Origin of the sequence: Cryobacterium adonitolivorans (genome assembly GCF_004402695.1) — a bacterium.
GTDB lineage: Bacteria > Actinomycetota > Actinomycetes > Actinomycetales > Microbacteriaceae > Cryobacterium > Cryobacterium adonitolivorans.
In genome coordinates this window covers 1-26,787 of the sequence record NZ_SOFL01000013.1, presented here as the reverse complement: position 1 = coordinate 26,787, position 26,787 = coordinate 1, and the positions used below count along the sequence as shown (strand labels likewise).

Here is a 26,787-nt window from a genome sequence, read left to right as displayed (position 1 = left end):
GGCCTCGGCCCGCCGCGCGGCCCAGGCCCGCACCGACGCGCTGGCGGTGCAGCTGCAGGAGGAGGGCTTCGCCAACGAGGCCGCCGCCGCCCACGCCCGGCTCACCCCGGCCGAGATGCAGGCCGGCCAGGCCGCGATCCGTGCGCACGACGACGAGCTCGCCGCCGCCCGCGGGGTGCTGGCCGAGGCCGACCTGGCCAGGCTGCCGGAGGACCCCATCGACCTCGGCCCGACCCGGCTCGCTCTCGATGCCGCCGGCACCACCCGCGACGACGCCCTGGCCCGGCGCGAGTCGCTGCGTGAACGCGTCACCGCGCTCACCGCTCTCGTGGCGGATGCCCGGGCCCGGTTCGCCCTCGCCGCCGACCTGCTCACAACGCAGGCCCAGGTGCGCCAGCTCGCCGCCGTGGTGCACGGCGACGACCCGAACACCAAGCGCATGAAGCTCGAGACATACGTGCTCGCCGCGCAGCTCGAGGAGATCATCGCCGCGGCCAACAACCGGCTGCGCACCATGACCGGTGGCCGGTACGCGCTCGAACACGACGACGCCCTGCAGTACCGCGGCAGTCAGGCGGGGCTGGGTCTGGCGATCCGCGACGAGCACACCGGCCGGGCCAGGGCCACGCACTCGCTGTCCGGGGGCGAGACCTTCCTGGCGTCGCTCGCCCTGGCGTTGGGGCTGGCCGAGGTGGTCTCCAACCAGGCCGGCGGCATAGCGCTGGACACCCTCTTCGTGGACGAGGGGTTCGGTTCGCTCGACGCGGAAACCCTCGAGACCGCCATGAGCACGCTCGACAGCCTGCGCGCTGGGGGCCGCACCATCGGCCTGATCAGCCACGTCGAGTCGATGAAGGAGCAGATCCCGGCGAAACTCGCGATCAGGGTGACCGCGCAGGGCTACAGCGAGATCGAAGGCAGCAAGATCGAAGGCAGCAACATCGACAGGCTCTCCTTGGTTGTCTCATAGCTCGCGCATAGCTCTGAACCCAGACGCGAACGGATCCCGGTCGCCCAGGAAAGGACACAGAGCATGAGCGAGTCACATCAGCACCACCCGCGCTGGCGCACAGGAGACGTCGTGGCCATGGGGCTGGCGGCGGCCCTCGTCGTCGGCGCCTCCGGAACCGGTCTCTTCGCCGCCGGTCGGGCCCGTGAAAGCACCACGGCCCCGACCGCGACAACCCGGACCGACACCACCTCCCAGGCCGACATCGCCACGCCGGTGGGCACCGACGCCACAGACGACCTCACCGGCCTCATCGAGGTCGACGCCGACATCGAGTCCGGCGAATCCGGCGGGCCGCTCTACGACGCCGACGGCGAGGTCATCGGCATCGACACCGCCGCATCCTCCGGGACCACTCCCATCACCGGCTACGCGATCCCCATCGAAGACGCCCTCGAGGTCGTGAGCGCCATCGACGCCACCATCACCGCTGTCGACGGCACCGCCGTGGCCACGGCCACGGCCCTCTCGGCGGCCCTGGCCGGACACGATCCCGGCAACACCGTGACGATCGACTGGGTGGATGCCGCCGGCACGGCTCAGAGCGCCGCCACCCTGATCGCCGGTCCGGTCGGCTGAGGGTGCCGCGAGTCTGCCGCGATCGAGCAGATCGCGGCACACTGGGTCCATGAGCCGAACCGACACGAAGCCCGCCGCCTCCTCGTCCGCCGCCGCGGGCTGGACCACCCTCACCTTTGTCTACCTGGCCCTGGCCATCGTGGGCCTGATCGGCACCTGGACCTGGAACATCCAGGCGATTATGCAGGCCAGCGACTTCATCGGCGACTGGACCATGAGCGGACCCGCGGTGTCGTCCCTCACCATGGACCTGCTGGTGGCGGCCATCGCGGGGAGCATTTTCATTCTCGTGGAGGCCCGCCGGCTGGGTATGCGCGCCGGCTGGGCGTACGTGGTGCTGGGGCTGGTCACGGCGTTCGCGTTCACGTTCCCGCTGTTCCTGGCCATGCGGCAGCGCCGGCTGGTGTAAACCCGCTGAGGCTCAGCTGACGTCTCAGCTCACGTCGCCGGCCGCGAGGCCGGCGTTGTCGCCCGCGAACCGCTCCCGCAGGGCATGGAAATGCGACACCGTCAGGCCGTGCCGCAGCAGGTACGGTTCGGTGCCGCCAAGGGCGTCGATGGCCGCCAGTGCCTCAAGCAGGGCGGCCGGCTGCGGCTCGGCGACCAGGGCGGCGGCCACGGCCTCATGGTGCGGCAGGCCCGCGGCGAGAAGGGTCAGGGCGAGGACCAGGCCGGCCGGGTGTTCGCCGTCGGGCCCGTGCGCCACGAGCGGCCCGTCGCCTTCGGCGAGAACGGCCACGGCGCCCGTCAGCTCACGGCCGCCATGGGCGACCAGGTCGGTGTAGCCCTGTCCTCGCTGCGTGACTGGATTGGTCATGCTGCAGTATCCGTCGCCGAGGTGAACGGCAGGTGACGCTCAGGCCAAGCCTGGCTCCAGCTCCGGCGGGGTGCGCCGGCCGAGCCGGCTCAACCCGATCGCGATGGCCGAGATGGCGACGATCACGACGGCGATCACCAGGATGTAGAGCACCACCGACGGCCAGCCACCCGGCTCGCCGGGGTTGAGGAATGGGTAGGTCCACCAGTCGGTGAATGTGCCGCGCAGCAGCGCATAGGCCAGCCAGGCCAGCGGGTAGATCAGCGCGAACCAGATCCGTTTCCAGGCCAGCGCCGGGCGACCCGGCGCCAGCAGCCAGTCGAGCAGGATCAGGGCCGGCGCCCACACGTGCAGCACCTCGTTGGGCCAGTCGAGCCCCACAAAACTCCCGTCGGCGGGCAGGTTGCGCAGCAACAGGTTGTAGACCACCCCGGTGATCACGGCGTACGCGAGCGTCGACATCCGCACCCGGGCCAACAGCTCGGGTTCGGCGGCCAGGCGCAGCGCGAGAACGCCGCCGACGAAGAGCACCACCACGTTCATCAGGCTTGACTGGATGGTGAAGTACCCGAAGTACGCGGCGGGGTCGAACGCGTCGTTCAGGATCTGATCGGTGATCTGGGTCACGATCGCTGCCAGCACGAGCAGGGCGAGCAGGATGCGCAGCACCCCCACCATACGTCGGAGGGGGGTCGGGGAGTCGTCGAGCCCGGCGGGCGCAGCTGCGGAATTCACCTGATCAGATTAGTGCAAGGTTCAATCTAGAAGGGCCTGTGCCGTTAGAAGGGAAAGAGCAGCCGGTGCAGGAACTGGCGGGTGCGCTCGTGCTGGGGGTTGCGCAGCATCTCCTTGGGATCGCCATGCTCCACGATGGTGCCGCCGTCGACGAAGGCCACCTCCGAGGCCACCTCCCGGGCGAACTCGAGCTCGTGCGTGACGATCACCATGGTCCAGCCCTCGGCGGCGAGCTCCTTGATCAGGCGCAACACGTCGCCGACGAGCTCGGGGTCCAGGGCGCTGGTGGGCTCGTCGAAGAGCAGCACGGTGGGGCGGAGAGCCAGTGCGCGCACGATGCCCACCCGCTGCTGCTGCCCGCCGGACAGTTCGAACGGGTAACTGTCGCGTTTCTCGCTGAGACCGACCCGTTCCAGCAGTGCCAGGGCCTCGGCCTCAACCTCGGCGCGGGGGCGCCGCTGCACAACTACAGGCCCCTCCATCACGTTTTCGAGCACGGTCTTGTGCGGAAAGAGGTTGTAGTGCTGGAACACCATCGCCGAGCGGTCCCGCAACGTGCCGAGGGTCTTCTTCGGCACGCCGGAGCGGGAGCCGTGGGCAGCGGCGAAGTCGATGGTGACGGGCGCGTGTGTGGCGTCATCCGCGCCGATGATCTCGATGGTGCCGCCGTCGGCGATCTCCAGGCCGTTCAGGCAGCGGAGCACGGTGGTCTTGCCCGAGCCTGACGGCCCGATCAGCGCCAGCACCTGGCCGCGCGCGACGGTGAGGTCGATCGATTGCAGCACCTGGTTGGCCCCGAAGCTCTTCTGCAAGCCCCGAACCGTGAGCAGGGCCGGAGTGGGCTGGTCAGCCGGCTGGTCGGTGGGCTGGTCAGTGGGCGACATAGCGGTCCAATCGCTTTTCGAGCGCGCCCTGGCCGCTGGAAAGCACCAGGCAGATGACCCAGTAGAGCAGGGCCGCCTCGAGGTACAGGGCCATGAACTGCTGGCTGAACGCCGCCACCTGCTGGGCCTCACGGAACAGTTCGGTGACCAGGATCAGCGAGGCCAGGGAGGTGTCCTTGACCAGGCTGATGAAGGTGTTCGACAGCGGCGGCACCGACACCCTGGCCGCCTGCGGCAGGATGATGCGGGTGAGGGCGCGCCGGTGGGACATGCCGATCATGTACGCGGCCTCCCACTGGCCCTTGGGCACCGAGAGGATTGCGGCGCGGATCACCTCAGCCGCGTAGCCGCCGACGTTGATCGAGAACGCGACGATGGCGCTGGGCCACGGGTCGATGACGATGCCCAACGACGGCAGGCCGTAGAAGATCACGAACAGCTGCACCAGCAGGGGGGTGCCGCGCACAATGGAGATGTAGACCTGGGCGATCGACGACAGCCAGCGCCGCCGCGACAGGCGCATCAGGGCCAGACCCAGGGCCAGCACCAGTCCGATCGCGAATGACGACAACGCCAGCGGGATCGTTCCGGTGATGGCGCCGTGGATCAGCGGCCACAATGAATCCAGCAGGAGCTGCCAGGTGGACTCGCTCACTGCGAGACGTCGGCCCCGAAGTAAGTTTCCGAGATGGCGGCCAGGGTGCCGTCTTCGCTCAGCGTGGCCAGGGCATCCGACACGGCGTCGGCCAGGGCGGTGCCCTCTGGGGCGAAGGCAAAGGCGCTCTCGGAGCGGTCCTCGGTCTCGGCGGCGACCTTCAGGCCCGCGGCGCCGGTCTGCTTCTTGTAATCCAGGTAGGTGAGCTTGTCGTTCACGGTGGCGTCGACGCGGCCCTGCTCGACGAGGGCCACCGACTGTGCCCAGCCCTCAACGGACTGCACGGTGGCGCCGCTATCGGTGGCCAGCGTGTACCAGTTGCTGGTGAGCGACTGCGCGGTGGTCTTGCCGGCGAGGTCTTTGAAGGAGGTGATCGAGGTGTTGTCTTCGGGCACCACGATGACGCCGGTGGAGTAGGTGTACGGGGTGGAGAATGCGTACGCGTCCTCGCGCTCCGGGGTGATCGACACCTGGTTGGCGATGGTGTCGAAACGGCCGGCCTCGAGGCCGGCGAAGATCGCGTCCCACTGGGTTTCTTCGAACTCGGCCTTGACGCCCAGCTGGTCGGCGACGGCGCGGGCCACCTCGACGTCGTAGCCGGTGAGCTCGCCGGAGCCGTCGGCGTGGAACGAGAATGGCCGATAGGTGCCCTCGGTCCCGATGGTCAGGGTGCCGGACTCGAGGACCGAACTCAGCGATTCGTCGGTGCCGGCCGTGGCGCCGTCGCTGCCGGAGTCACCGGCGGAGGCGCCGCACCCGGTCAGGGCCACCGCGGCGGCAAGGGTGAGGACGGCGGCGGAGACGAGGTGGCGCTTCATGTATGTGTTCATCCAATGTGCTGATCAATGTGCTGGTGGCTGGCCCATGTTACTGCTGGCGCTGGTGTCGAGGCTGGGAAACCCCGTACACCGAGGTTAACAAGTCCGGGGCGGTTACGAATATTCCGATGACGTTTGGTGACGGGTGCCGATACCCCGGTGGCCCCCGTTCGAGAACCTGTCGGCACCGTGGCTTTGGGCATAGGCTGCCGCCGTCGCACTCAACCCGAAGGAGTACGCATGAAACTGTCGATGGTTCAGCATGATCGTTCGGCCGGGGTTTTGCTCGGCATGGCCTGCGGAGATGCCCTGGGTGCCGGATTCGCCTACGCGGGTCCGCTGCCGCCCACCGCTCCGGTGGGGATGCGCGGCGGGGGCGGCGCGAACTGGGCCCGCGGGGAGTGGACCGACTACACAGCACTGGCCATCCCGGTGGCCCGCGCCGCGGCCGACGGACTCGACCTGCGGGACGAGTCCACTCTCGACCTCATCGCCGCGGAATGGGTGGACTGGGCCAACACCGCGCCGTACGCCGGCCATCAGCTCGACGCCGCGTTGTCCGGACCCGACCCGACGGCCGCCGCCGTGCGATCGGCCGCTCGTGAGCGGCACGACAGCGTCGGCCGAAGCGCCGGCAACGGCTGCCTGATCCGCACCGCCCCCGTGGCTTTGGCCTTCCTGCACGATCCCGGTGCCCTCGCCGCCGCCGCACGCGGACTGAGCGAACTCACCCACTGCGAGACCGACGCCGGGGACGCCTGCGTGCTTTGGGGACTGGCCATCCGCCACACCATCCTGACCGGAGAACTCGACCTGCGGGTGGGCCTGGGCACCCTGTCGCCGGGCCGGCGGCAACTCTGGTCGGCGCGCATCGACCACGCCGAACTCCGGCAGCCCCGCGACTTCACCCGCAACGGCTGGGTCGTGCAGGCGCTGCAGGGCGCCTGGTCCGCCATCGTGCACACCCGTGATGTGTCCGATACGGAAGAGGACGCCGGCCAGTACCGTCTGGGCGTCGAGGCGGCCGTGCGCGGCGGCGGCAACACCGACGCCGTGGCCGGCATCGCCGGTGCACTGCTTGCCGCCCGGTGGGGACTGGCCGCGGTGCCCAGCGAATGGCGCCGACTGGTGCAAGGCTGGCCGGGTCTGCGCGGAGCCGACCTGGTGCGCTTGTCGGTGCTCGCGGCGCACAGCCAAGACACCAACGAGGCCGGCGAACGGGAGAGCTTTCGGCTCCACGCAGTGAAGTAGGCGCCGTGAAATAGGCGCAGTGAAGTAGGCGCTGCTACGACCGCAGCGCCAGGGTGAACGGCAGCACCGCCGGCGCGCCCGCGCGGCGCAGCAGCCGGCCGGCGACGGTGATCGTCCACCGGCTGTCGCCGAGGTCGTCGACCAGCAGCACCGGCCCCTCGGCGCCGGCGAGGTTCGCGGCCAGCTCGGGGCCCACCTCGAAGGCGCCCCAGACGCTGGAGAGCCGGTAGGCGCTGTTGCCGCCGGAATCGCCGGTGGGCCCGGCGCCGACCATGCTCAGCGTGCCCAGCTGCGGCAGCCGCCCCACCCGGCTGAGTTCGGCGGCCACCGAAGCCACCAGCAGCGGATGCCGGCGGGACGGCATGGCCACCACGCCAACGGGCCGCTCGGCCCAGCCCCACTCGGCGAGCACCCGCACGCAGGCGGCCAGCAGCGCCGCCGAGGCCGGCGCATCCGGGGTGCCCGGAGCGAAGATGTCGCGCAGGGTGTTGCCCCAGCCCAGGTCGGTGAGCCGGGCCAGGGAGCGGCCGGGGAGCACCCGGTCACCCGGATCGATGCGGCCCTTGGCGCTCACGCCGAGCCGGTCGGCGCCGGTGGGCCACTGCGCCCGGGGTTCCAGGGCCACGCCCACCCGGTCCAGGGCGGACGCTGCCGTGCTCGCCGCGTCGGAGTCGACATCGGTGGGGTACCACGGTGCCGTGCAGTTGTCACAGCGGCCGCAGGGCACCGCGGTGTCGTCGTCGAGGGCGCGCTGGAGGAACTCCATCCGGCAGTCGCCGATCCGTTCGTAGTCGAGCATGGCGTTCTGCTCACGGATGCGGGCCGCGCCGATGCGCTCGTATCGGTCACTGTCATACACCCAGGGCTGCCCGGTGGCCAGCCAGCCGCCGGTCACCCGGCGTACCGCGCCGTCGACGTCGAGCACCTTGAGCAGCAGTTCGAGCGGGGAACGGCGCAGGTCCACCCTGGCCTCGAGGGCTGGCGTGGACAGCGGCGCGCCGCCGTTGGCGTGCAGCGCCGCGAGGACCGCCTCGGCCTTGTGCTGGCTGGGCATCGACGAGGTGGCGAAGTACTGCCAGATGGCCTCGTCCTCGACGCCGGGCAGCAGCAGCACATCGGCGTTCTCGGTGGCGCGGCCGGCGCGGCCGACCTGCTGGTAGTAGGCCACCGGGGAGCTGGGCGCGCCCAGGTGCAGCACGAAGCCCAGGTCGGGCTTGTCGAAGCCCATGCCCAGGGCGCTGGTGGCCACGAGCGCCTTCACCTGGTTGGCCTTGAGCAGCCCCTCGGACTCCTCACGTTCGGCGGTGTCGGTCTGGCCGGTGTACGCGCGCACGGCGTGGCCGGCGTCTCGCAGCAGGCGCGCGGTGTCCTCGGCGGCGGAGACGGTGAGGGTGTAGATGATGCCGCTTCCGGGCAGCTCGGCCAGGTGGCTGAGCAGCCAGGCCAGCCGGGCACGGGAGTCGGGCAGCCGCAGCACACCCAGGCGCAACGACGCGCGGGCGAGAGGGCCGCGGATGGTGACGACCTCGGTGGTTGACCCTGTCGAGACCCCCCTCCCCACTTGCTCCGCCACATCCGTCACCACCCGGCTGTTGGCCGTGGCCGTGGTGGCCAGCACGGGCACCCCGGCCGGCATCGCCGCGATCAGGTCGCGCAGGCGCCGGTAGTCCGGCCGGAAATCGTGGCCCCAGTCGGAGATGCAGTGGGCCTCGTCGACCACGAGCAGGCCCACCCGCTCGAGCAGCGCGGGCAGCTGCTCGTCGCGGAAGGACGGATTGTTCAGGCGTTCGGGGGAGACCAGCAGCACGTCGACCTCGTCGGCGCGGAGCTGGGCGAGTACGTCGGTCCACTCGTGCGCGTTCGCGGAGTTGATCGAGACCGCCCGCACGCCGGCGCGGGCGGCGGCGGCAACCTGGTCGCGCATCAGCGCCAGCAGCGGGGACACCAGGATGGTGGGCCCGGCGCCCTGGCGGCGCAGCAGCAGGGTCGCGACGAAGTAGACCGCTGACTTGCCCCAGCCGGTGCGCTGCACCACCAGGGCCCGGCGGCGCTGGTCGACGAGGGTTTCGATGGCCTCGTACTGGCCCTCGTGGAAGTCCGCGTCGGGCCGGCCCACCAGGGTGCGCAGGATCTCGAGGGCGGCCTCGCGGGTACTCACAGCGGCTGGCATCACTGGGCGTCGAGTCGGGCGGCCACATCGGCGGGGAACCCGCCGGTCGCGATCGGGCTCGTGGTGGCCAGCAGCATCCGGTGCCGCGGCCGCACGAAATCGAGCAGGTCGGGCAGAAAGGCGGTGGTGCTGGTTGCGAGGTTTTTGGCCATGCCCTCAGGCTAGCGGGGCGGACTGACAGACCCCTCGGCCGCGTTCGGCAGCTCCGGCAGGTGCTGGGGCACGGCCGACAGGTCCATGTGCACGCTCTCCCAAAGGTGACCGTCCGGGTCCTGGAAGCTGCGGCTGTACATGAAGCCCATGTCCTGGGGCTCGTAGGAGAAGCTGCCGCCGACCGCGAGGGCCCGGTCTGCCAGCGCGTCGACGCCGGCACGATCGTCGGCGCTGATGGAGAAGATGCCTTCCGACGCTGTCGTCGAATCGACGATCGACTTGCTGGTGAACCTGGCATAGCTGTCGTGGGTGAGCAGCATCACGTAGAGGTGTCCGTCGTCGAGCACGATGCAGGCGGCGGAGTCGTCGGTGAACTGCGGGTTGACCTCGAAGCCGAGGTCGACGTAGAACTTCTTCGAGCGCTCGAGGTCGGTTACGGGCAGGTTGAGGAACATCATCATTGACATGGGGAACAGTCAAATCCCGAGCGGCGAAACGTGCAACCCCCTACGACGTGCTGAGCTGGAAATCGTGGGTCTGTCCCGGATGCAGCTGCGCCTCCCGCCCCTCGACGCGCACCCGGATGGGCGTGGCCCCGCCGCTGGACAGCTGCAGCCGGAGGTTGGCCGGCGTGACCTCGACCCGGATAGGTTGCTCGCGGTAGGTGATGCTGAAGGCGATCTTCTCGAGCTGGGCAGGCAGCGCGGGGTGCAGCCAGAGCATGTCGTCGCGGATCTCCAGGCCGGTGTAGCAGCGCACGACCATGTCGACGGAGCCCGCCATCGCGCCCAGGTGGATGCCCTCGTGGGTGGTGCCGCCGGGGCCGCTGGTCAGTGCCCGGCAGAGCGAGTCCCACGAGCGTCCGCGGTCGGCGCGGGCATCCACCCAGGAATGCACGACGTTGCTCAGCGCCGAGCCGTGGGTCGACCTGGTCCGGTAGAACTCGACGGTGCGGCGGATCAGGTCGGGGGAGAGCGAGTAGCCCAGCTCCTCGACCAGGTCGCGCAGCTCCTCCGCGGAGAACAGGTACAGCAGCATCAGCACGTCGGCCTGCTTGGCGACCCTGTAGTCGTTGGTGCTGTCGCCCTCGGCATTGAGGATCAGGTCGAGGCGGCCCAGCCCGTGGTTCGTCGTGCCGTAGGTGTCCCGGTAGTGGTCCCAGTCCAGTTCGGGCAGGGCCTCGTAACCGTCGAACTGGCTGATCACCCCGTCGGCATGGAAGGCCAGGCGCAGGCGCCGGCCGATCCTCTCCCAGGCGTCCACCTCGTCGGGCCCGAGCCGGACCCGGTTCCACAACGGGCGGCAGGCCCGGCCCTCGAGCACGGCGACGGTGTCGACGGCGCGGCGCATCAGCCAGGCGACCATGATGTTCGTGTAGGCGTTGGTGCGTACGCCCTCGCCGGGGTGCCCGGGCAATCCGTCGTGGAACTCGTCTGGCCCCATGGTGCCGCCGATGTCGAACCTGTCGGACGCCTCGTCGTACTCGGTGAGGGAGGCGAAGAACCTCGCGATCTCCAGCAGCAGCTCGGCGCCCTGTTCGACCAGGTACTCGATGTCGCCGGTGGCCTGGTAATAGCCCCAGACGCTGTAGGCGATCGCCAGGCCCACGTGGTGCTGCAGGCCGGAGTGGTCGGGCATCCACCGGTCGGTGCGCGGGTTGAACAGCTCGGTGGGGGTGATCTCGCGCCCATCGATGCCGCTCTGCCAGGGGAACCTGGCGCCCTCGTGGCCGGCGGCGCTGGCGGCCGCCCTGGCCTCGCCCAACCGGCGGTACCGGTAGCCAAGCAGCGACCGGCTGAGGTCGGGCCGGCGCAGGGTGAGCACCGGGTAGACGAACATCTCGTCCCAGATGACGTGGCCGCGGTATCCCTCGCCGTGCAGTCCGCGGGCGGGTACGCCGGCATCGAGGTCGGCATCCACCGCCGCGACGGTCTGCAGAACGTGGAAGGAATTGAGGTTCAACGCGAGCGACTGCCGCGAGTCGCCGTGCAGCTGCACCGCGAACTCGTCCCAGAGGATCTCCCACTCCCGCTCGTGTGCGGCCAAGAGCTCCGCGGTGTCCGGGAGGCGGCCGAGCCAGGTGGCCACAGCCATTGACGGGGAGAGAACCGCACGGTCCCTGGAGGTGCTCACGACGACGACCTTCTCGACCCGCAGGGGTACGCCCCGCTCGAGGTTGACGTCGAACTCGTGGGCGACCCAACGGCTGGAATCGGTGAGGAACCTCCGGTCGAGTTCGAGCAGGGCGCCGCCGGAATAGGCGCGGGTGCGGCCGGCCATGGCGATGTGGACGCCCGACCGGGTCGTCTCCACCTCGAGCAACACCGATTCCCTGTTCAGCTCCCGCGCGGTGCGGGGCATCAGGTGCAGATGGGCGAGCAGCCGGTCGGCAGCCACATTGCGGTTGGCCACCCGGCCGTCGATGGCCGAGCGCACGGTGAGCGGCCCCGACCAGTCCTCGGCGACGAAGGTGGTCTCGAGCACCGCAACGTGCGCCGCCGCCTGCGACACGAACCGCCGGCTCTGCACCCGGGTGACGTGACCTCGGGTGTCACGGAACCGCATCAGCCGGGTGAGCAGGCCCCGGCGCAGGTCGAGCTCCTGGCTGTAGTCGAGCAGGTCGGCAGTCTCGGGGTGGAACCAGCCCGTGTCGGGGGCGGCGAAGTCGCCCACGCTGCTGCTCCCGGCGCCCCCGCCGGTGCGGAACCACAGGGAGAGCCAGTTGGGGGCGTTCACCAGGTGTTCGTCGTTGCGCACGTGCTCGACGGGCACGGTCTCGCCGATGGCTTCGCCCACGTGCACCTCGGTGCTCAGCGGGTTGTAGACCCCGGCCAGGTAGGTGCCCGGGTAGTGCACGGCATCCGTCCGCGCCTCCGGAGCGGCGCCGCGGGTGCCCCAGTAGCCGTTGCCGAGGGTGCACAACGCTTCGCGGTACCCCTCCGCTGCCGGGTCGAACCCGTCAAAGTGCAGCAGCCACGGGTCGACCGGGTTGTCGTTCTCGGTTTCGTTCACGGTGGCCTCCTCGTCTGGTCCCGAGAGTCGCACCGCTGGCCGCGCTTGTCGAGGTGCGGGTGGTTGGATGGACGCATGACTTCACTCTCGGCATACACCGACGATTTCGCCAGCTTCATCACCGCGTCGCCCTCGTCGTACCACGCGGCCGCCGAGGCCGCCCGGCGGCTCGACGACGCCGGCTTCGAGCGCCGCGAAGAGACGGATGACTGGACGGCCGGCACGAGCGCCGGCCGCCACTACGTCGTGCGGGACGGCGCCATCGTCGCCTGGGTGCAGCCGGCCGGGGCCACACCGACCACCCCGTTCCGGATCCTCGGTTCGCACACCGACTCACCCGGTTTCAAGCTCAAGCCCAAGCCCACCACGGGGTCATACGGCTGGCTGCAGGCCGGCGTCGAGGTGTACGGCGGGCCGCTGGCCAACTCCTGGCTCGACCGTGAGCTCGAACTCGCCGGCCGGTTGGTCAGCACCGACGGGGTGCAGCACCTGGTGCGCACAGGCCCGTTCCTGCGCATCCCGCAGCTGGCCGTGCACCTGGACCGCACCGTCAACGAGGCCCTCTCCCTCGACCGGCAGCGGCACCTCAACCCGGTGTTCGGGGTGGGCGACCTCCGCCAGGCCGACCTGGTCGGGCACCTGGCCGCGCTCGCCGGGGTGGCCGGGGAAGACGTCGCCGGCTACGACATCCTCACCGCCGACACCAACCCGCCGGCCAGGTTCGGCCTGCACCACGAGCTATTCGCCGCGGGCCGGATGGATAACCTCTCCTCGGTGCACGCCGGCCTGCTGGCGCTCATCCAGGGGCCGGAGAACCACGAGACCATCACCGTGCTCGCCGCGTTCGACCACGAGGAGCTGGGTTCGCAGTCCAGGTCAGGGGCGAGCGGGCCGATGCTCGACGACATCCTCAGCCGCATCGGCGACGACCTCGGTGCCACCATGTCGGAGCGGAAGCGCGCCTATGCCGACTCCTGGTGCGTCTCGGCCGACGCCGGCCACGCCGTGCACCCGAACTATCCCGAGCGGCATGACCCGGCCAACCTGCCGTTGGCCGGCCGGGGTCCGCTGCTGAAGATCAACGGCAACCAGCGTTACGCCACGGATGCCGCCGGTGCGGCCCTCTGGGCACGCTGCAGCGCGGCCGCCGGCGTGCCGTACCAGGAGTTCGTGTCCAACAACACGGTGCCATGCGGCTCCACGATCGGGCCGCTCACCGCCACCCGGCTGGGCATCCGCACCGTGGATGTGGGAGTCCCGCTACTGTCGATGCACTCGGCCCGGGAGCTGGCGCACGTGAACGACCCGTTCTCGCTGTCCGCCGCGATCGGCGCGTTCTTCGCCGGGGCGTAGGGGAGTCTCGCTGCGCTGACGGGCTACAACCGCCCGGTCAGCCGGCCGTGCATGGCCTGGCTGCGATCGTCCAGGCCCTGGAACGCGACCGTGGCGCCGTGCTGGCGGTATTTGGTTTCCACGGAGTCGAGCACGGCCACGGTGGAGGCGTCCCAAATCTGTGCCTGGGACAGGTCGACAGCGACAACGGCGGGATCGACCCCGTAGGAAAACTGCTCGACAGGTCGTTGCTGCTGCCGAAGAACAGCGGCCCGCTCACCGCGTAGCGCACCGACCGGCCGTCGTCGGCGAGCACCCGGTCCACGCGGACGACGTGCGCCACCCGCCGGGCGAAAAGCACCATGGCCAGCACGACGCCGGCGCCGATGCCGATGGCCAGGTTGTGGGTGGCCACGACCACGACGACAGTGGTGAGCATCACGACGGTCTCGGGCACGGGCATCCGGCGCAGGTTGGCCGGGCGCACGCTGTGCCAGTTGACAGTGGTGATGGCCACGACCATCATCACCGCGGCCAGCGCCACCATAGGGATCTGCTCCATCAGGCCGCTGAGCGCGGTGACCAGCAGTAGCAGGAACACCCCGGCCACGAAGGTGGAGATGCGGGTGCGGGCACGGCCGAGCTTGACGTTCACGACGGTCTGGCCGATCAGCGCGCAGCCCGCGATGCCGCCGTAGAGTCCCGCGAGCATGTTCGCGATGCCGAGCGCCCACGCCTCGCGGCCCTTGGGGGATCGGGTGTCCGTGATGTCGTCGACGAGCTTGGCGGTGAGCAGGGTCTCGACCAGGCCCACGAACGCCACGCTCAGCGCGGTGGGCCAGATGATCTGCAGGGTCTCCAGGTTCAGCGGCACGAGCAGCGGGGTGATGCCGGGCAGGCCGCCGGAAACGTCGCCCTGGTCTCCGACCGTTGGCACGGCCAGATGCCAGGTCATGGCGATCGCGGTGACCACCACGATGGCCACGAGCGGGGCGGGCACCACCCTGGTGAAGCGGGGCAGCCCGAGCACGATCAGGATGGTGAGGGCGAAGAGCGGGTAGACCAGCCACGGCACCTCGAGAAGGTGCGGCACCTGGGCGACGAAGATCAGGATGCCCAGCGCGTTGACGAAGCCGATCATCACCGAGCGCGGGATGAACCGCATCAGCCGGGCCAGGCCCGTGACGCCGAAGAGGACCTGCACGAGCCCGGCCAGCAGCACCGCGGGCAGCAGGTACTCCACACCGTGGGTCCGCACGAGCGGCGCCACCACGAGGGCGACGGCGCCGGCGGCGGCGGTGATCATGGCGGACCGGCCGCCGAGGAATGACATCGAGATGGCCAACACCACCGAGGCGATCAGGCTCACCTTGGGGTCGACGCCGGCGATGATCGAGAACGAGATCACCTCGGGGATGAGCGCCAGGGTGGTGACGACTCCGGCGAGCACCTCGACGCTGAGGGCCTTCGGCCGGCGGAGGGTCGCGCGCACTGTCGGCGGGGTGGGGATGGCGGCGGACGACGGAGCGGCAGCGGTGGGGAGTGAGGACACTGTGCAACTGTAATCGGCGGGAAACGCATGGGTATAGACAGTGGCACTATCCGATATATACACTATCCATATGAGGATGGCGCAACTGAGCACGACCAGCGGGATCCCGGTGGCGACGATCAAGTACTACCTGCGGGAGGGGCTCCTGCCGGCGGGGGAGCGGTCGGGCCCGAACCAGTCGCTGTACGGGCCGGAGCACCTGCGCCGGCTGCGGGTCATCCGGGGCCTGCTCGAGGTGGGCGGGCTCAGCATCGCCGCCGCCCACCAGGTGATCGACGCCATCGACTCCGACCTGGGCCTCGCCCACACGTTTGACATCGCCCAGCGCACGGTCTCGGCCCACATCGACCGCGAGTCGCTGTCGAACGAGGCCGTGGCCCACGTCGACGACGTGCTGAGCGGATGGCACGTGTCACCGGACAACCCCGGCCGCCTGGCCGCGGCCCGGGTGCTGCAGACCTTCGCCGAGCTCGGCCAGCCCGACCTCAGCGGCTGGGTGCCCGGCTACGCGGCAGCGGCGCTCGCCGTGGCCGAGGCTGACCTCGACGAGGTCGATGCCCGGTCCGACCGCGAATCCAAGACCGAAATGGTCGTCATCGGCACCGTGCTCGGCGACGCCCTCTTCGCTGCCCTCCGCCGGGCCGCGCAGGAGCACGTCTCCGCCCAGCGCTATGCCGCACTGCCCGAACCGCCCAACCCATAGATCCAGTCCACCAGTTAGGAGTCCGTCATCATGGCCAGTACTCGCACCGGAACCGGAACCACCTTGAACGGCCCCGTACTCAACGGCGCCCCGCCCGCCATCCGCTGGCACCGGCCGCTGCTCTGGCTCGCCGTCGCCATGGCCGTCGTCGCCGCCGGAGCGCTCGTGGGCCTCGTCGTCGATCCCCGCACGGTCACCGGGGCGCCACTCTGGGCCAAGCCGCTCAAGTTCGCCATCTCGGTGGGCATCTACGCCGTGACCCTGTCCTGGCTGATCGGGCTGTTGCCCAGCGCCTTCGTGGGCCGCCGCCGGCTGGCCTCGTATCGACTGGCCTGGTGGGCCGGCACCGTCGCGGCGGTCTTCCTTGTCGTGGAGATGGTGATCATCGTGGGAGCGGCCGCGGCCGGCCTCACCAGCCACTTCAACGTGTCGACGACGTTCCACGCGGCCCTCTGGTCGGTCATGGCGGCATCGATCGTCACGGTCTGGGTCGCCGCCGTTCCCATCGCCATCCTGCTGCTCCGCGCCGACCTGGGTGACCCGGCCCGAGCCCTCGCGATCCGCTCCGGCCTGCTCATCGCCCTGCTGGGCATGGGCCTGGCGTTCCTGATGACCGGACCCACCGCTGCCCAGCTCGACGATTACCAGGGCATTGTCGGCGCCCACACCGTGGGGGTCGCCGACGGCGGCCCGAGCCTGCCGCTGCTGGGCTGGAGCACCGTGGCCGGCGACCTGCGCATCCCGCACTTCGTAGGGATGCACGCCCTGCAGGTGCTGCCGCTGGCGGCACTGCTACTCGAAGCGCTCGGCCCACGGATGCCCGCCCTCGCTCGTCCGCTGGCCCGCCGCGGCATCCTGCGGGCGCTGGTGGGCCTCTATCTGGGCGTGCTGGCGCTGGTGACCTGGCAGGCCCTCGCGGGCCAGTCGATCGTGCAGCCCAGCGCCCCGGTCCTGGGTTTCGCGGCGGCCCTGTTCGCCGCCACGGCGGTCGCCATCACCGCGACACTGATCCGCGAATCCCGCCCTGCGCGGCTAGGACACGGCCAGGCGATTGATCCGGGCCCTGGCGGCGTCCTCCGAGGTGGAGGACGCGCCGAGCAATAGCCGCACCAGGCCGAGCACCGCGCCGGTGGCCCAGACCACCGGCAGGGGAGCGCGGCGCAGGCCCAGCATCCGCCGGTATTCGACCGGGATCGAGGCCACGGCGCCGGCGAACATGATGCGGTAGAACGGCATCATGCCGCGCCGCAGCGGCGGGTCGCGGATGAACCGCACGGCCTCGGCGACCCTGTCCCCGCCCATCAGCACGCCGGTGTCGGAGAACGCCTTCAATTGCGCGGCGAGCTCGGCGTCGGACCGGGGCGGGTCCTGCACGCCGACGAGTTCGCCGGCCGTGGCCCACTCCCGCACATACCGGTCGGCGCCGCCGGGGATCGGGCCGCCCCAGAGCTTGTGGCTGGCCAGGAAGGCATCCGTGAACACCACGTGCACCCAGGAGAGTAGCTCGGGGTCGCCGGCGGAGTACGGCCGCTCGACCCCCTGTGCGTCGACGTAGGTGCCCGCGACCCTGTCGTGAAACCGGCCCACCCGGCTGGACTCGCGTTCGGCCTGCTCGGTGGCGGCGAATGTCACGGTGACCAGCCACTGGATGGTGCCGCCGAGCCGGCCGAGCGGATCCTCCCGGTACCTGGACCAGTCGTGCACCCCGGCCATGGCGCCCGGGTGCAGCGTCTGCATGAGCAACGCCCGGATGCCCGCGACCATGGTTGCCATGCCGCCGTGCACCGCCCAGGACGCCGAGCCCGGCCCGAAGAAGCCGGCGTCGTCGCCCAGTTCCATGGTGCCCACCCAGGCCGGCCGGCCCTCGTCGTTGCCCGAGAGCGTGACGAGGAGATGCGATCGCCAGCTGTTCACGAATCCGTCGATCACCCTGTTCCGTGCAGACCTGCCCATCCTTCGAACCCTAATCGACGAGACCGTGCGGATAGCTGGGCGTGCGCCCCGAATATCGGCATGGCTAGACTCCGGCACATGAGAATCGAGAACATCGAGCTGCGCCGCGTGAGCCTTCCGCTGGTGCGGCCGTTCCGCACCTCGTTCGGCACCATCACCGAGCGGGTGATCACCCTGGTGCACGTGTCGACCGCACAGGCCGAGGGTTGGGCGGAGTGCGCCGCCGAGGTGCGGCCGCTGTACAGCTCGGAGTTCATCGATGCCAGCGACCTGGTGATCCGCGACCACCTTCTCCCGCTGCTGCAGGCCCTCGGCGGCGACCTCACCGCCGAGCGGGTGGGCGCCGCCCTCGCCCCGGTGAAGGGACACCAGATGTCCAAGGCCGTGCTGGAGGCCGCGATCCTCGACGCCCAGCTGAGGGAGAGCGGCCAGTCGTTCGGCGGCTACCTCGGCGCCGTGCACGACACCGTGCCGGCCGGCGTCTCGGTGGGCATCATGGACTCGATCGACGAGCTCCTCGAGGCCGTGGCCGGCTACCTGGCCCAGGGCTACCTGCGCATCAAGCTCAAGATCGAACCGGGCTGGGACCTCGCCCCCGTGCGAGCCGTGCGCGAACGATTCGGCCCCGACCTGCTGCTGCAGGTCGACGCGAACACCGCCTACACGCTGGCGGATGCCCGGCACCTCGCTCGGCTCGACCCGTTCGACCTGCTCCTGATCGAGCAACCGCTGGGCGAGCGTGACCTGCTCGGCCACGCGGCGCTGGCCCGGCTCATCCGCACCCCGGTGTGCTTGGACGAATCGATCGAATCGGCCCAGGACGCCGCCGCGGCGATCAGCCTGGGCGCGTGCAGCATCATCAACGTCAAGCCGTCGCGGGTGGGCGGCTACCTGGAGGCCCGACGCATCCACGACGTCGCGGCCGCGCACGGTGTGCCGGTCTGGTGCGGCGGGATGCTTGAGACGGGCATCGGCCGGGCCGCCAACGTGGCATTGGCCGGCCTGCCGAACTTTGTGCTGCCGGGGGACACCTCGGCCTCCGACCGCTACTACGCCCAGGACCTCACCGCCCCGTTCGTGCTCGAGGACGGGCACCTGCGGGTGCCCACAGGCCCGGGCACCGGGGTGGAGGTGCTGCCGGACGTGCTGGCCGAGGTCACCAGGGCGCGTCAGGACATCCGCTTCTAGCGACGGCACCCGCCCCGACGTAGGCTGGCGCCGTTCGAGTGACACCCAGGCCATCAACGGAGGTTCGCCATGGACATGAAGATCGAACTCGTCAGCATCCCGGTCACCGACGTCGACAGGGCCAAGGCGTTCTACGTCGAACAGGTCGGCTTCAACGCCGACTACGACCAGAGGGTAAACGAGGCCATGCGGTTCGCGGCGTGCAGATGGTGGTCGCCGACGCGGATGCCGCCCGGGCTCAGCTGGTGGCCGCGGGCGTCGAGGCCAGCGAGGTAGACGAGCAGGACTGGGGCCGGTTCGTGTACTTCGCCGATCCCGACGGCAACACCTGGTCGTTGCAGCAGCTCCCGCCGCCTGCATGAGAGGCCGGAGTGAGGCCCCGTACGCTGGTGCGATGCCGTCCTACCGCGTGATCATGTCTATCGGAGCCCTGCAGCCGGGGGTGCGACCGGATGCCGTGCTGCCCGCCGCCGCCGGCGCCGCCGCGGAGCTCACCACGGTGGAAGCCTCCGACCTGGCGGTGGTGGCCGGGTCGGCGCGCGCCACGGTGCGTTTCACCGCCGACGACGGTGCCGCGGCGCTGGCCATCGGCGACCACGTCGTGGCGCAGACCCGGCTGGTCGCCGTTCCGGTGAGCTGGCTGGTCACCGAACGGGTGCAGGGGCGCTGGCTGCAGGTGCGCTGACCGCGGTGGCCCCACTGCGGTCATCGCCGCGACGCTGCTCGAGCCGGGCCGGCGCGATGATGGTGCCCCGGCGGCCGTCGACGACCAGCGGGTCCGCGGCGCCGAGGACCTGGCTGCGCGCGGAGCCGTAGCGGTGCCAGAGGGATGCCGTCCAGGCGCACAGCAGCGCGTCGATGAGGTCCTCGCGGTGCTTGTAGGCGGCGTCGACCAACGGCGTCGGCTCGGTGACCAGGCTGTCGCTCGCCGCGTGGGTGGCCAGGTCCAGCGGCGGTGAGGCGGCGTGCAGCCGCCACATCCGCTCGATGAGGTCGTCGCAGACCACGGCGCGCTGGGCGCGGCGTTCGACGATCGGCAGCGCCGACCCCATCCGCTTATAACGGGGACGCCGCTCGTCGTAACCGAACTCCGGCGCGCCCACCAGGGTGGTGTACGGGTAGCATTCGAAAAAACTGGACATGTGGGCACCGATGGGTTCGAGGCCGTCGGTGTAGGCCCAGCCAAGCTGCTCCAGTCGGCCGTGCAGGGTGACCCCGCCGAGGTGCGGCAGGGCCCGGTTGGAGGCGTTGGCCGACACGTGCCAGCGGCCGTAACGTGACCCGGTCTCCCGTTCACACTCCCGCATCCCGGTGGGGTTGTTCACCACGAGCGGGGCGTCGACGGCGAGGACCGCGCCCGGCTCAGCCACCCGCTGGATCCAGTCGACCACCTCGTCGATACCGCGGGCCCACCCGGCCTCGATCACCTGGCCGGACTCGTCGATGCAGGCGAGCCCGCTTTCGTTGGCCGGTTTCGCGGCCGTGCCTTCGGCCCAAGCCAGATCCACCCCGAGGAATCGCGTCATGGCACATACGTATCATGCTCGGATCTCCCGGGGAAGATGACCGAATATCGTGCCTCACACAACATTTCCCGGTCATGCTCGTGGGTGAGATCTTTCCGAACACCATCCGCGCCAAGGCCCTCGGCCTGGCCGCCGCCGCCCAGTGGGTCGCGAATTTCCTCGTCACCGTGACGTTTCCGCCGGTGGCGGGGCTGTCACTGCCGCTCACCCACGGTGTCTGCGCGCTGTTCGCCGCTCTGTCGCTCCTGTTGGTGCTGACCAAGGTGCCCGAGACCAACGGCATGTCGCTGGACGAGGCGAACACCCTGCTGCCGAACAAGAACGCGGCGAAGCCGAAGCCGAAGCTGCGGCGCCAGCTAGATCAGGTCGCGGAGCAGCTCTTCCGGGCTGACTCCGCGGCTGGTTGCCCGGCGCTTGAGCCGGCCGAGTTCCTCCGCGCTGAGTGCCACCTGCACCGTGTGCGGGCGCTCGACCTCGAAGTCGAACAGGCCCAGGTCGGCGGATGCGCGCGGCGCGGCGACCTTCGCCGGCGCGGTCCTGGCGGGGGCGGTCTTCGCGTCCGGTGCCGGCCCACCGGCGACGAAGCCCGGCCCGATGGGGATCGCGCCGCTGCGCTGGTAGGCCTCGGAGACCGCGCGGGCCCGGGAGTCAGCGGCCTCGTTGAGCGGGTGATTCGCGTGGCCCTTGACCCATTCGAAACGGTACTTGCGGCCAATCAGGGCCTCGTCGAGCTCCTGCAGCAGGTCCAGGTTCATCACGGGCTTACCGTCGGCTTTGCGCCAGCCCTTGGCTTTCCAGCCGCGCATCCACTTGGTGATCGCGTTGATGACGTACTGGCTGTCGCAGAGCACGAGCAGGTCGTCGTCCACGTGCGCGGTGGCGCGGAACAGTTCGAGGACGGCCTTGAGCTCGCCCTGATTGTTGGTGGCGTGCTTCCAGCCGCCGGCGGCCCAATTGTTGTCGTCGATGTACCAGGCCCAGCCGGCCGGTCCGGGGTTGCCAAGGGCCGAGCCGTCTGCGGCGGCGGTGATAGTCATGGTTCCAGTCTGGCAGTCCGCGACTGGAGTCAATCCCGTTCGGCGGCGGTGACCGCGGTCAGGGCCCGCGCGACGGCGTCGACGGCCACAGCCACATCCGCCGCACTCGTGGACCAGTTGCTCACCGAGATGCGCAAGACCGCGCGACCGGACCAGACCGACCCCGACATCCAGACCGCCCCGTCCTCGATGAGCGCCTGCGTCACCCGGACCGTGCGGTCATCGGTGCCGAACGAGACCGATACCTGGGTGAAGACCACGTCGTTGAGCACCTCGACGCCGGGCAGCGACCCCAATCCCTCGGCCAGAGCCCTGGCGTTGTCGGCGAGCCCCTCGACGAGGGCCACCGTGCCGGTGCGACCGAGGGAGCGCAAGGCCGCCCACACCGGAACACCACGTGCGCGTCTGGACAGTTCGGGAACCAGGTCCATCGGATCGGCGGTGCCGGCGTCGTCCCGCACGAAGTAGCTGGTGTGCGCCGCGAACGCGGACCGCACAGCGGCCGTGTCGGCGACGACGGCGATGCCGCAATCGTAGGGAACGTTGAGGGTCTTGTGCGCATCCGTCGCCCACGAATCGGCGGAGTCCAGTCCGTCCAGGGCAGACGCCCAGCGCGGGCTCGCCGCCGCCCACAGCCCGAAGGCACCGTCGACATGCACCCAGGCTCCAGCGTCATGGGCCAGCCGAATCGACTCGCGCATCGGGTCGAAGCTCCCCGAGTGCAGGTTCCCCGCCTGCAGGACGACCAGGCAGGGGCCGGCGACCGTCGCCAGTGCATCCGCCAGGGCGTCGGAACGGATGCGCCCCTGCGGGTCGGCGGCGACGAGCGTCGGTTCCCCCAATCCCAGGTAGCGCAGGGCGAGGATCACCGAACTGTGCACCTCGGCGCCCGCCAGCACCGTTAACCGGGGCGCGCCGGTCAGCCCATCCCTGTTGACGTCCCAATCGTGCGAGCGGAGCACCGCTCCTCGACCGGCGGCCAGCCCGACGAAGTTCGCCATCGTGCCGCCGGTGGTGAAGCCGACCGCGCTTGATGCGGGCAGGTGGAGCAGGTCGAGGATCCAGGTGCCCGCACGTTCCTCGATCGCCGCGGTCGCCGGTGTCGCATAGCGCAGGCCGCCGTTCTGGTCCCACGCGCTCACCAGCCAGTCCGCCGACAGGGCCGCCGGAAGGGTGCCGCCCATCACCCAGCCGAAGAAGCGGCCGGAGCCGATGGCCATCAGCCCGGGCTCGGCCAGTCTGGCCAGCTCGGCCACCACCGCGGCCGGACCGGCGGGTTCCTCCGGCAGGGGTCGATCGAAGGCCACCGCAAGCTGGTCCACCGGCGCCCGCGGTTTCACGGGCCGGGACGGCAGCGAGTCCAACCACTCCGTGGCAAACCGAACCGCCTGCTCGAGGGGTTCCCTGTAGTCCTCCGGCCGGAAAGTCATGCGGTCACCATACCCCCGCCCGGCGGGCCTACCCCTGGATGCAGGAGCCGGAGCTGACCGCCGCGGAGAGGCCGTCAGCCTGCGCGACGACCGGGGTCACCTCGGACATCGCGAGGGCGTAGCCCACGTTGGCGGTGTTGGCCGCCTTGGCGAAGATCACACCGGCCACCCGGCCGTCGGCGCTGAGCAGCGGTCCGCCCGATTCGCCCTGCTGAACGTCGGCGGCGAGCGTGTACACGGCCCGGCCGGTGGGGGACTGGCCGTAGATGTCGGCGACGAGCATCGAACCGACGGACATGACCCTGGCCGGATCGGAGTCGAACGGCCCGCCGAAGGGGTAGCCCAGGCTGACGCCCTCGCTGTTCACGGCCAGGTCGCCCTGCAGGGTCAGCGGTGCGGCGGCCAGGCCGGGCACGGCGATGACCGCGAGGTCGTCGACGGGGTCGAAGTAGACGATCTCGCCGGTCAGGGCGCCTCCTCCGGGCACCTCCACGACGGCTTCGGTGACCCCGGCCACGACGTGGGCGTTGGTCATCACGCGTTCGGGGGCGATGACGAAGCCGGACCCGGACTGGCTCTGGCCGCAGGCGACGGCGTTGCCGGTGATGCGCAGCACGGATGCCGCCGCGGTGTCGAGCGCGGCACTGTCGAGTTGGGCCTCCGGCAGGGTCGGACTCTGGCCCCCGAAGGCATCCGCGATGAGGGGCAGGCCGTCGTCGACGACGGTGGAACGCAGCTGGGCGAGGAAGCTTTTCACCGGGTCGGGGGTGACCGAGTCGATGGTGCGCACGACCCCCGAGGAGGCGATGGCGGAGGTGAGCGGGGGAATGCCCAGGGCGCCGACGCTGAACGCCACCATGGACATGACGGCCGCGGCGGCGGCCACGCCGATCACGGCGCCGAAGAGCCTGTCGACGCCGCGCAGCTTGCGCGGGGTGCGGCGGCGGAGGGCCAGGCCGATCGACTCGCCGATGGTGAGTCCGGCGATCACCAGCAGCAACGCCGCGGCGATGGATGCGGGGGTGCGCCACTCGGGGGCCGGCACCCAGGTGGGCACCAGGGGCACGAGAAAATACGCCGCAACGGCGCCGGCGATGAGGCCCAGGATGCCGCTGATGCTGCCGATCAGGCCGCTGCGGTAGCCGGCACCCAGACTGGCGACAAGCAGCACGACCAGAATGACGTCGAGGATGACCGATCCCTGCATGCACGCTCCCGCTAGAAGGGCGGAGGGTCCGCCGATCTCAGCCTAGGCGGGCGGAAGCGGGATTTAGCTGGGAAGCCCGTCAGTGCCGCCGCAGTTCCACGAAGCTCAGGCCCTGCAGGTCCAGGCAGACTCTGTCTCCCGCGTCCACGAGCCGCAGCAGGATCTCGGTGCAGCCGGGGCAGCGTAACAGCAGGCCGTGCGAGTTGGGGTACACCCGGGCGGTGGCGAGGGCATCCGTTCGGCCGCAGTGGGCGCAGCGGCCGCGGGCGCTGACGACGTCGATGGCGAAGAACTCGCTGAGCGGCCCGGCGGCGGCGTTGCCGTCCAGGTAGTCGAGGTCGTCCAGGTCGCCGGTCACGGTCTGGTCCCGGTTCCGCCGTAGCGTTCAGTTTTGATCCGGGCGGGGGAGTGGCCGGCTTGCACGAGCCAGTCGGCCACGGTTTCGACGAAGGCGGTGGCCCCGCAGACGAACACGGCCGGGTTGTCGGCGGCGGGCAGCGTGCTTCGCACCAGGGTCGCCGCATCCAGACGCCGTGGTGGCTCGTTGCTGCCGGCCGGCGCCTCGCGGGTGTACACGACCGTGACATCCACGAGCGGCAAGCGGGCGAGGTCGTCGAGTTCGGCGCCGTAGTAGACGGCGTCGGGGCCGCGTACCGAGTAGAGCAGCCGGAAGGGCGCCGCGCCGCCCGGGGAGGCAGAGCCGGCCGCCGCCGTGTGGGCGCGGAGCATTGCCATCAGCGGCACCACTCCGGATCCGCCGGCGATGAGCTGCACGGGCGAGGGGTCGGCCGGATCCCAGACGAACCAGCCGCCGACGGGCCCGCGCACCTCGAGCTGATCGCCCACGGCCACCTGGCGCACGAGATAGGGCGACACCTCACCGTCGGCCAGTTCCTCCACCGTGAGGTCGAGTTCGTCGCCGGGCGACGCCGACGCGACCGAATACGAGCGCACGGCGGTGTAGCCATCCGGGGCCGAGAGGCGCACGTCCACATGCTGGCCGGCCCGGTGCCCGGCCAGGCCGGGCAGGCGCAGGCGCAATGTGCGGGCGGTCCTGGTCTCCTGGGTCACTTCGATCACCTCCGCGACGTTCCAGCCGGTTTTCACCAGTAGCGCTCTTCGCGCCAGGGGTCGCCGTACATGTGGTAGCCGTTGCTCTCCCAGAAACCGGGTTCGTCCTGGCGCAGCATCTCGAGGCCGCGCACCCACTTGGCGCTCTTCCAGAAGTACAGGTGTGGCACCAGCAGCCGGGCGGGGCCGCCGTGGGCCGGTTCGAGGGCTTCGCCGTCGAACTCGTGCGCGATCCAGGCCTTGCCGCCGAGCAGATCGTCGAGCGGAACGTTGGTGGTGTAGCCGCCGTAGGAGTGCGCCATGGTGAATTCGCAGTCGGATTCGACCGACTCGAAGAGCGTGTCGAGCGAAACGCCGCGCCAGCTGGTGCCGAGCTTGGACCAGCTGGTGACGCAGTGGATGTCGGTGCTCACGTCGTCCTGCTTGAGCGCCAGGAACTCCGTCCAGCTCCATCGGTGAACCTGGCCGGTTTCGGTGGTGATGGTGAATTCCCACTCGTCCGGGTCGATCCGCGGGGTGGGGCCGGCCGAGAGCACCGGGAACCCCTCGGTGAGGTACTGGCCGGGCGGAAGGCCGGGGTCGTCGCGGCGGGGGCGGCCGAAAAAGCCTGGAGAGACGATTCCCATGACGGTGGTCCTTTCTGCGTCGGGTTCCTTGTCACACCCCGTTGTACCGTGTGCCGGAACGATTCACCAGTGCCAGGCTCGGCCTTTCAGCTACTCCCCGAGGGCTTGCCCTGGTCCATCCACCACTCGATGAACTCTCGGGCCTGGCCGTTTGGAGCGAAGCGGATCACCCAGAGGTTGCTGTAGACCGTGCCGGCGGTGTAACGCGTGATGCCCTCGATGATGGACATCTCGGGGGTGATCGCCAGCGGTGACCACTCGAAGGTGAAACTGTCGGGCGCGTCGGCGTGTTCCAGCCAACCGGCGACAATCCCCGCGCGACCACGCCACGGCTCTCCGAACGGGTCCGTGAAGTACTCGGCATCCTCGGTGAAGAGTGCGCCGATCTGGTCGGCATCGCTCGAGGCCCAGGCCTCGAGGTACCCCTGCATCCATCTGGTGGTGGTGTGCTCCTTGTCCGCGGGTTCGTTCATCACTCTGTTGTAGCGCGTGCAGCAGAATCCGGCCAGAGCCGAGCGATCAGAACGGGGGAGGGTCGTCGACGCCGTGTCGGGGCGCGGACGCCGAGGGCCTGACCGGCGATGGTGCCGGTGCCGGTCTCTGCGCCGGTGGTACTGGCGACGCTGCCGGGTCGATGGGGTTGGTTGGTCGGTTGTCGTAGCTGGTGGGGTCGTTGCTGGTGGGGGCTGAGGTGTAGGTCTTGCCGCTGGGGGTGGTCCAGGTCAGGGCGCCGCCGGGGCCCTGGCTGGTTGTGAAGCTGGATTGGTGTTTCAGGCGGTGGCAGCTTTTGCACAGGTGCACGAGGTTGTCGACGTCGGTGGGGCCGCCGGTGTTCCAGGCCCGGGTGTGGTCGATCTCGCTCAAGCTCGCGCGCCGGGTGCAGCCGATCCTTTGGCAGGTTTGGTCGCGGGCTTGTAGGTAGCGGCGCATGTCGGCGGGCGGGTCGTGGGTGATGCGGCCCATGCTGAGTCGGCAGCCGGTCTCGGGGTGGGTGAGGATGCGGGTCCAGCTGGTGGCCGTTCCCGCGATCCGGCGGGCGGTCTCGGGGTCGATGGGCCCGTAGCCCTCGAGGATGGCGG

At 70.3% G+C, this 26,787-nt stretch carries 28 protein-coding genes and 3 pseudogenes; 11 read left to right on the top strand and 20 right to left on the bottom strand.

Annotated features, from left to right (window positions below; genetic code table 11):
* From E3O42_RS05120 to E3O42_RS05110, 3 genes are all read left to right on the top strand, one after another.
* Positions 1-970, top strand: a 970-nt coding sequence (locus tag E3O42_RS05120) for an SbcC/MukB-like Walker B domain-containing protein (RefSeq protein ID WP_277613167.1), incomplete at its 5' end; no start/stop codon positions are given.
* A 63-nt stretch (positions 971-1,033) separates the two neighbouring features.
* A complete protein-coding gene (locus E3O42_RS05115; RefSeq protein ID WP_134452895.1) occupies positions 1,034-1,588 on the top strand; it encodes a trypsin-like peptidase domain-containing protein in 555 nt (184 codons plus the stop codon).
* 49 nt (positions 1,589-1,637) lie between these two features.
* Positions 1,638-1,997 (top strand): DUF2834 domain-containing protein, encoded by a 360-nt coding sequence (locus E3O42_RS05110; RefSeq protein ID WP_134452893.1) that lies wholly within the window; start codon positions 1,638-1,640, stop codon positions 1,995-1,997.
* Between the two features lie 24 nt (positions 1,998-2,021).
* Here the strand turns inward: E3O42_RS05110 and E3O42_RS05105 are convergent, their stop codons facing one another.
* Genes E3O42_RS05105 through E3O42_RS05085 form a run of 5 tightly spaced genes read right to left on the bottom strand, consistent with a single transcriptional unit; the run spans position 2,022 to position 5,509 of the window.
* Positions 2,022-2,405, bottom strand: coding sequence for a hypothetical protein (locus E3O42_RS05105; protein ID WP_134452891.1), 384 nt, complete (start codon positions 2,403-2,405; stop codon positions 2,022-2,024).
* Between the two features lie 39 nt (positions 2,406-2,444).
* Entirely contained in the window at positions 2,445-3,140 is a 696-nt protein-coding gene (locus tag E3O42_RS05100) for a Pr6Pr family membrane protein (protein ID WP_134452890.1), read from the bottom strand.
* A gap of 44 nt (positions 3,141-3,184) precedes the next feature.
* A complete protein-coding gene (locus tag E3O42_RS05095; RefSeq protein WP_134452889.1) occupies positions 3,185-4,024 on the bottom strand; it encodes an amino acid ABC transporter ATP-binding protein in 840 nt (279 codons plus the stop codon).
* Positions 4,011-4,679 (bottom strand): amino acid ABC transporter permease, encoded by a 669-nt coding sequence (locus E3O42_RS05090; protein ID WP_174844222.1) that lies wholly within the window; start codon positions 4,677-4,679, stop codon positions 4,011-4,013. Before E3O42_RS05090 ends, E3O42_RS05095 begins: the two co-directional genes overlap by 14 nt.
* Positions 4,676-5,509, bottom strand: coding sequence for an amino acid ABC transporter substrate-binding protein (locus tag E3O42_RS05085; protein ID WP_134452887.1), 834 nt, complete (start codon positions 5,507-5,509; stop codon positions 4,676-4,678). The genes E3O42_RS05090 and E3O42_RS05085 overlap by 4 nt, the downstream gene beginning before the upstream one ends.
* Positions 5,510-5,737: 228 nt before the next feature.
* Between E3O42_RS05085 and E3O42_RS05080 the strand changes: the two genes are divergently transcribed.
* Entirely contained in the window at positions 5,738-6,748 is a 1,011-nt protein-coding gene (locus E3O42_RS05080; protein ID WP_198414066.1) for an ADP-ribosylglycohydrolase family protein, read from the top strand.
* Between the two features lie 34 nt (positions 6,749-6,782).
* Here E3O42_RS05080 and E3O42_RS05075 read toward each other — a convergent pair whose 3' ends face one another.
* From E3O42_RS05075 to E3O42_RS05060, 4 genes are read right to left on the bottom strand one after another with little or no spacing between them, the layout of a single operon-like run.
* Positions 6,783-8,918, bottom strand: coding sequence for a RecQ family ATP-dependent DNA helicase (locus E3O42_RS05075; protein ID WP_134452885.1), 2,136 nt, complete (start codon positions 8,916-8,918; stop codon positions 6,783-6,785).
* Positions 8,918-9,070, bottom strand: coding sequence for a hypothetical protein (locus tag E3O42_RS18270; RefSeq protein WP_198414064.1), 153 nt, complete (start codon positions 9,068-9,070; stop codon positions 8,918-8,920). Before E3O42_RS18270 ends, E3O42_RS05075 begins: the two co-directional genes overlap by 1 nt.
* A gap of 9 nt (positions 9,071-9,079) precedes the next feature.
* Positions 9,080-9,538, bottom strand: coding sequence for a VOC family protein (locus E3O42_RS05065; protein WP_134452884.1), 459 nt, complete (start codon positions 9,536-9,538; stop codon positions 9,080-9,082).
* A 40-nt stretch (positions 9,539-9,578) separates the two neighbouring features.
* Positions 9,579-12,083: a glycoside hydrolase family 65 protein gene (locus E3O42_RS05060; protein ID WP_241984648.1), complete on the bottom strand. Its 2,505-nt coding sequence runs from the start codon at positions 12,081-12,083 to the stop codon at positions 9,579-9,581.
* A gap of 75 nt (positions 12,084-12,158) precedes the next feature.
* Between E3O42_RS05060 and E3O42_RS05055 the strand changes: the two genes are divergently transcribed.
* Complete coding sequence (locus E3O42_RS05055; protein WP_134452881.1) at positions 12,159-13,436, top strand: M18 family aminopeptidase; 1,278 nt, start codon at positions 12,159-12,161, stop codon at positions 13,434-13,436.
* A gap of 23 nt (positions 13,437-13,459) precedes the next feature.
* On the opposite strand, the pseudogene E3O42_RS05050 reads toward E3O42_RS05055, so the two are convergent.
* A pseudogene (locus tag E3O42_RS05050) lies at positions 13,460-14,967 on the bottom strand (SulP family inorganic anion transporter).
* A 70-nt stretch (positions 14,968-15,037) separates the two neighbouring features.
* Between E3O42_RS05050 and E3O42_RS18915 the strand changes: the two are divergent.
* Together E3O42_RS18915 and E3O42_RS05040 are read left to right on the top strand one after the other, a co-directional pair.
* Positions 15,038-15,235: pseudogene (locus E3O42_RS18915) on the top strand (MerR family transcriptional regulator); the annotation flags it as partial.
* A 465-nt stretch (positions 15,236-15,700) separates the two neighbouring features.
* Positions 15,701-16,774 carry a hypothetical protein gene (locus E3O42_RS05040; protein WP_134452877.1) on the top strand — a complete coding sequence of 358 codons (1,074 nt, stop codon included), beginning with the start codon at positions 15,701-15,703 and terminating at the stop codon, positions 16,772-16,774.
* Here the strand turns inward: E3O42_RS05040 and E3O42_RS05035 are convergent.
* On the bottom strand, positions 16,703-17,623 hold the full coding sequence (locus E3O42_RS05035) for an oxygenase MpaB family protein (protein WP_134452876.1): 921 nt from the start codon (positions 17,621-17,623) through the stop codon (positions 16,703-16,705). The two genes, E3O42_RS05040 and E3O42_RS05035, sit on opposite strands and share 72 nt — an antisense overlap.
* 78 nt (positions 17,624-17,701) lie before the next feature.
* On the opposite strand from E3O42_RS05035, the gene menC reads away from it, so the two are divergent.
* From menC to E3O42_RS05020, 3 genes are read left to right on the top strand one after another with little or no spacing between them, the layout of a single operon-like run.
* Positions 17,702-18,811, top strand: a complete 1,110-nt coding sequence (menC, locus tag E3O42_RS05030; RefSeq protein WP_134452874.1) for an o-succinylbenzoate synthase — start codon at positions 17,702-17,704, stop codon at positions 18,809-18,811.
* A 38-nt stretch (positions 18,812-18,849) separates the two neighbouring features.
* Entirely contained in the window at positions 18,850-19,173 is a 324-nt protein-coding gene (locus tag E3O42_RS05025; protein WP_134452873.1) for a VOC family protein, read from the top strand.
* 32 nt (positions 19,174-19,205) lie between these two features.
* The gene (locus tag E3O42_RS05020; protein ID WP_134452871.1) at positions 19,206-19,496 is read left to right on the top strand and encodes a hypothetical protein; all 291 of its coding nucleotides are present in this window, start codon (positions 19,206-19,208) and stop codon (positions 19,494-19,496) included.
* Here E3O42_RS05020 and E3O42_RS05015 read toward each other — a convergent pair.
* Positions 19,456-20,337: a DUF429 domain-containing protein gene (locus tag E3O42_RS05015; RefSeq protein ID WP_134452870.1), complete on the bottom strand. Its 882-nt coding sequence runs from the start codon at positions 20,335-20,337 to the stop codon at positions 19,456-19,458. The genes E3O42_RS05020 and E3O42_RS05015 overlap by 41 nt on opposite strands.
* 14 nt (positions 20,338-20,351) lie before the next feature.
* Between E3O42_RS05015 and E3O42_RS05010 the strand changes: the two are divergent.
* Positions 20,352-20,633, top strand: a pseudogene (locus E3O42_RS05010) (MFS transporter); the annotation flags it as partial.
* Positions 20,634-20,693: 60 nt separating this feature from the next.
* Here E3O42_RS05010 and E3O42_RS05005 read toward each other — a convergent pair.
* The 8 genes from E3O42_RS05005 to E3O42_RS04970 form a co-directional block, all read right to left on the bottom strand.
* Positions 20,694-21,374 carry an RNase H family protein gene (locus E3O42_RS05005; RefSeq protein WP_134452868.1) on the bottom strand — a complete coding sequence of 227 codons (681 nt, stop codon included), beginning with the start codon at positions 21,372-21,374 and terminating at the stop codon, positions 20,694-20,696.
* A 29-nt stretch (positions 21,375-21,403) separates the two neighbouring features.
* Positions 21,404-22,804: a pyridoxal phosphate-dependent decarboxylase family protein gene (locus E3O42_RS05000; RefSeq protein WP_134452866.1), complete on the bottom strand. Its 1,401-nt coding sequence runs from the start codon at positions 22,802-22,804 to the stop codon at positions 21,404-21,406.
* A gap of 28 nt (positions 22,805-22,832) precedes the next feature.
* Complete coding sequence (locus E3O42_RS04995; protein WP_134452865.1) at positions 22,833-24,011, bottom strand: MarP family serine protease; 1,179 nt, start codon at positions 24,009-24,011, stop codon at positions 22,833-22,835.
* 79 nt (positions 24,012-24,090) lie between these two features.
* Positions 24,091-24,369 carry a DUF6510 family protein gene (locus E3O42_RS04990; RefSeq protein WP_241984647.1) on the bottom strand — a complete coding sequence of 93 codons (279 nt, stop codon included), beginning with the start codon at positions 24,367-24,369 and terminating at the stop codon, positions 24,091-24,093.
* Positions 24,366-25,118, bottom strand: coding sequence for a ferredoxin reductase (locus E3O42_RS04985; protein ID WP_338144925.1), 753 nt, complete (start codon positions 25,116-25,118; stop codon positions 24,366-24,368). Before E3O42_RS04985 ends, E3O42_RS04990 begins: the two co-directional genes overlap by 4 nt.
* The gene (locus E3O42_RS04980) at positions 25,115-25,708 is read right to left on the bottom strand and encodes a sulfite oxidase-like oxidoreductase (RefSeq protein ID WP_134452863.1); all 594 of its coding nucleotides are present in this window, start codon (positions 25,706-25,708) and stop codon (positions 25,115-25,117) included. Before E3O42_RS04980 ends, E3O42_RS04985 begins: the two co-directional genes overlap by 4 nt.
* A gap of 86 nt (positions 25,709-25,794) precedes the next feature.
* Complete coding sequence (locus tag E3O42_RS04975; RefSeq protein WP_174844221.1) at positions 25,795-26,181, bottom strand: nuclear transport factor 2 family protein; 387 nt, start codon at positions 26,179-26,181, stop codon at positions 25,795-25,797.
* A 46-nt stretch (positions 26,182-26,227) separates the two neighbouring features.
* Positions 26,228-26,787: HNH endonuclease signature motif containing protein (locus E3O42_RS04970; RefSeq protein WP_134452862.1), on the bottom strand; the 560-nt coding region annotated here is incomplete at its 5' end.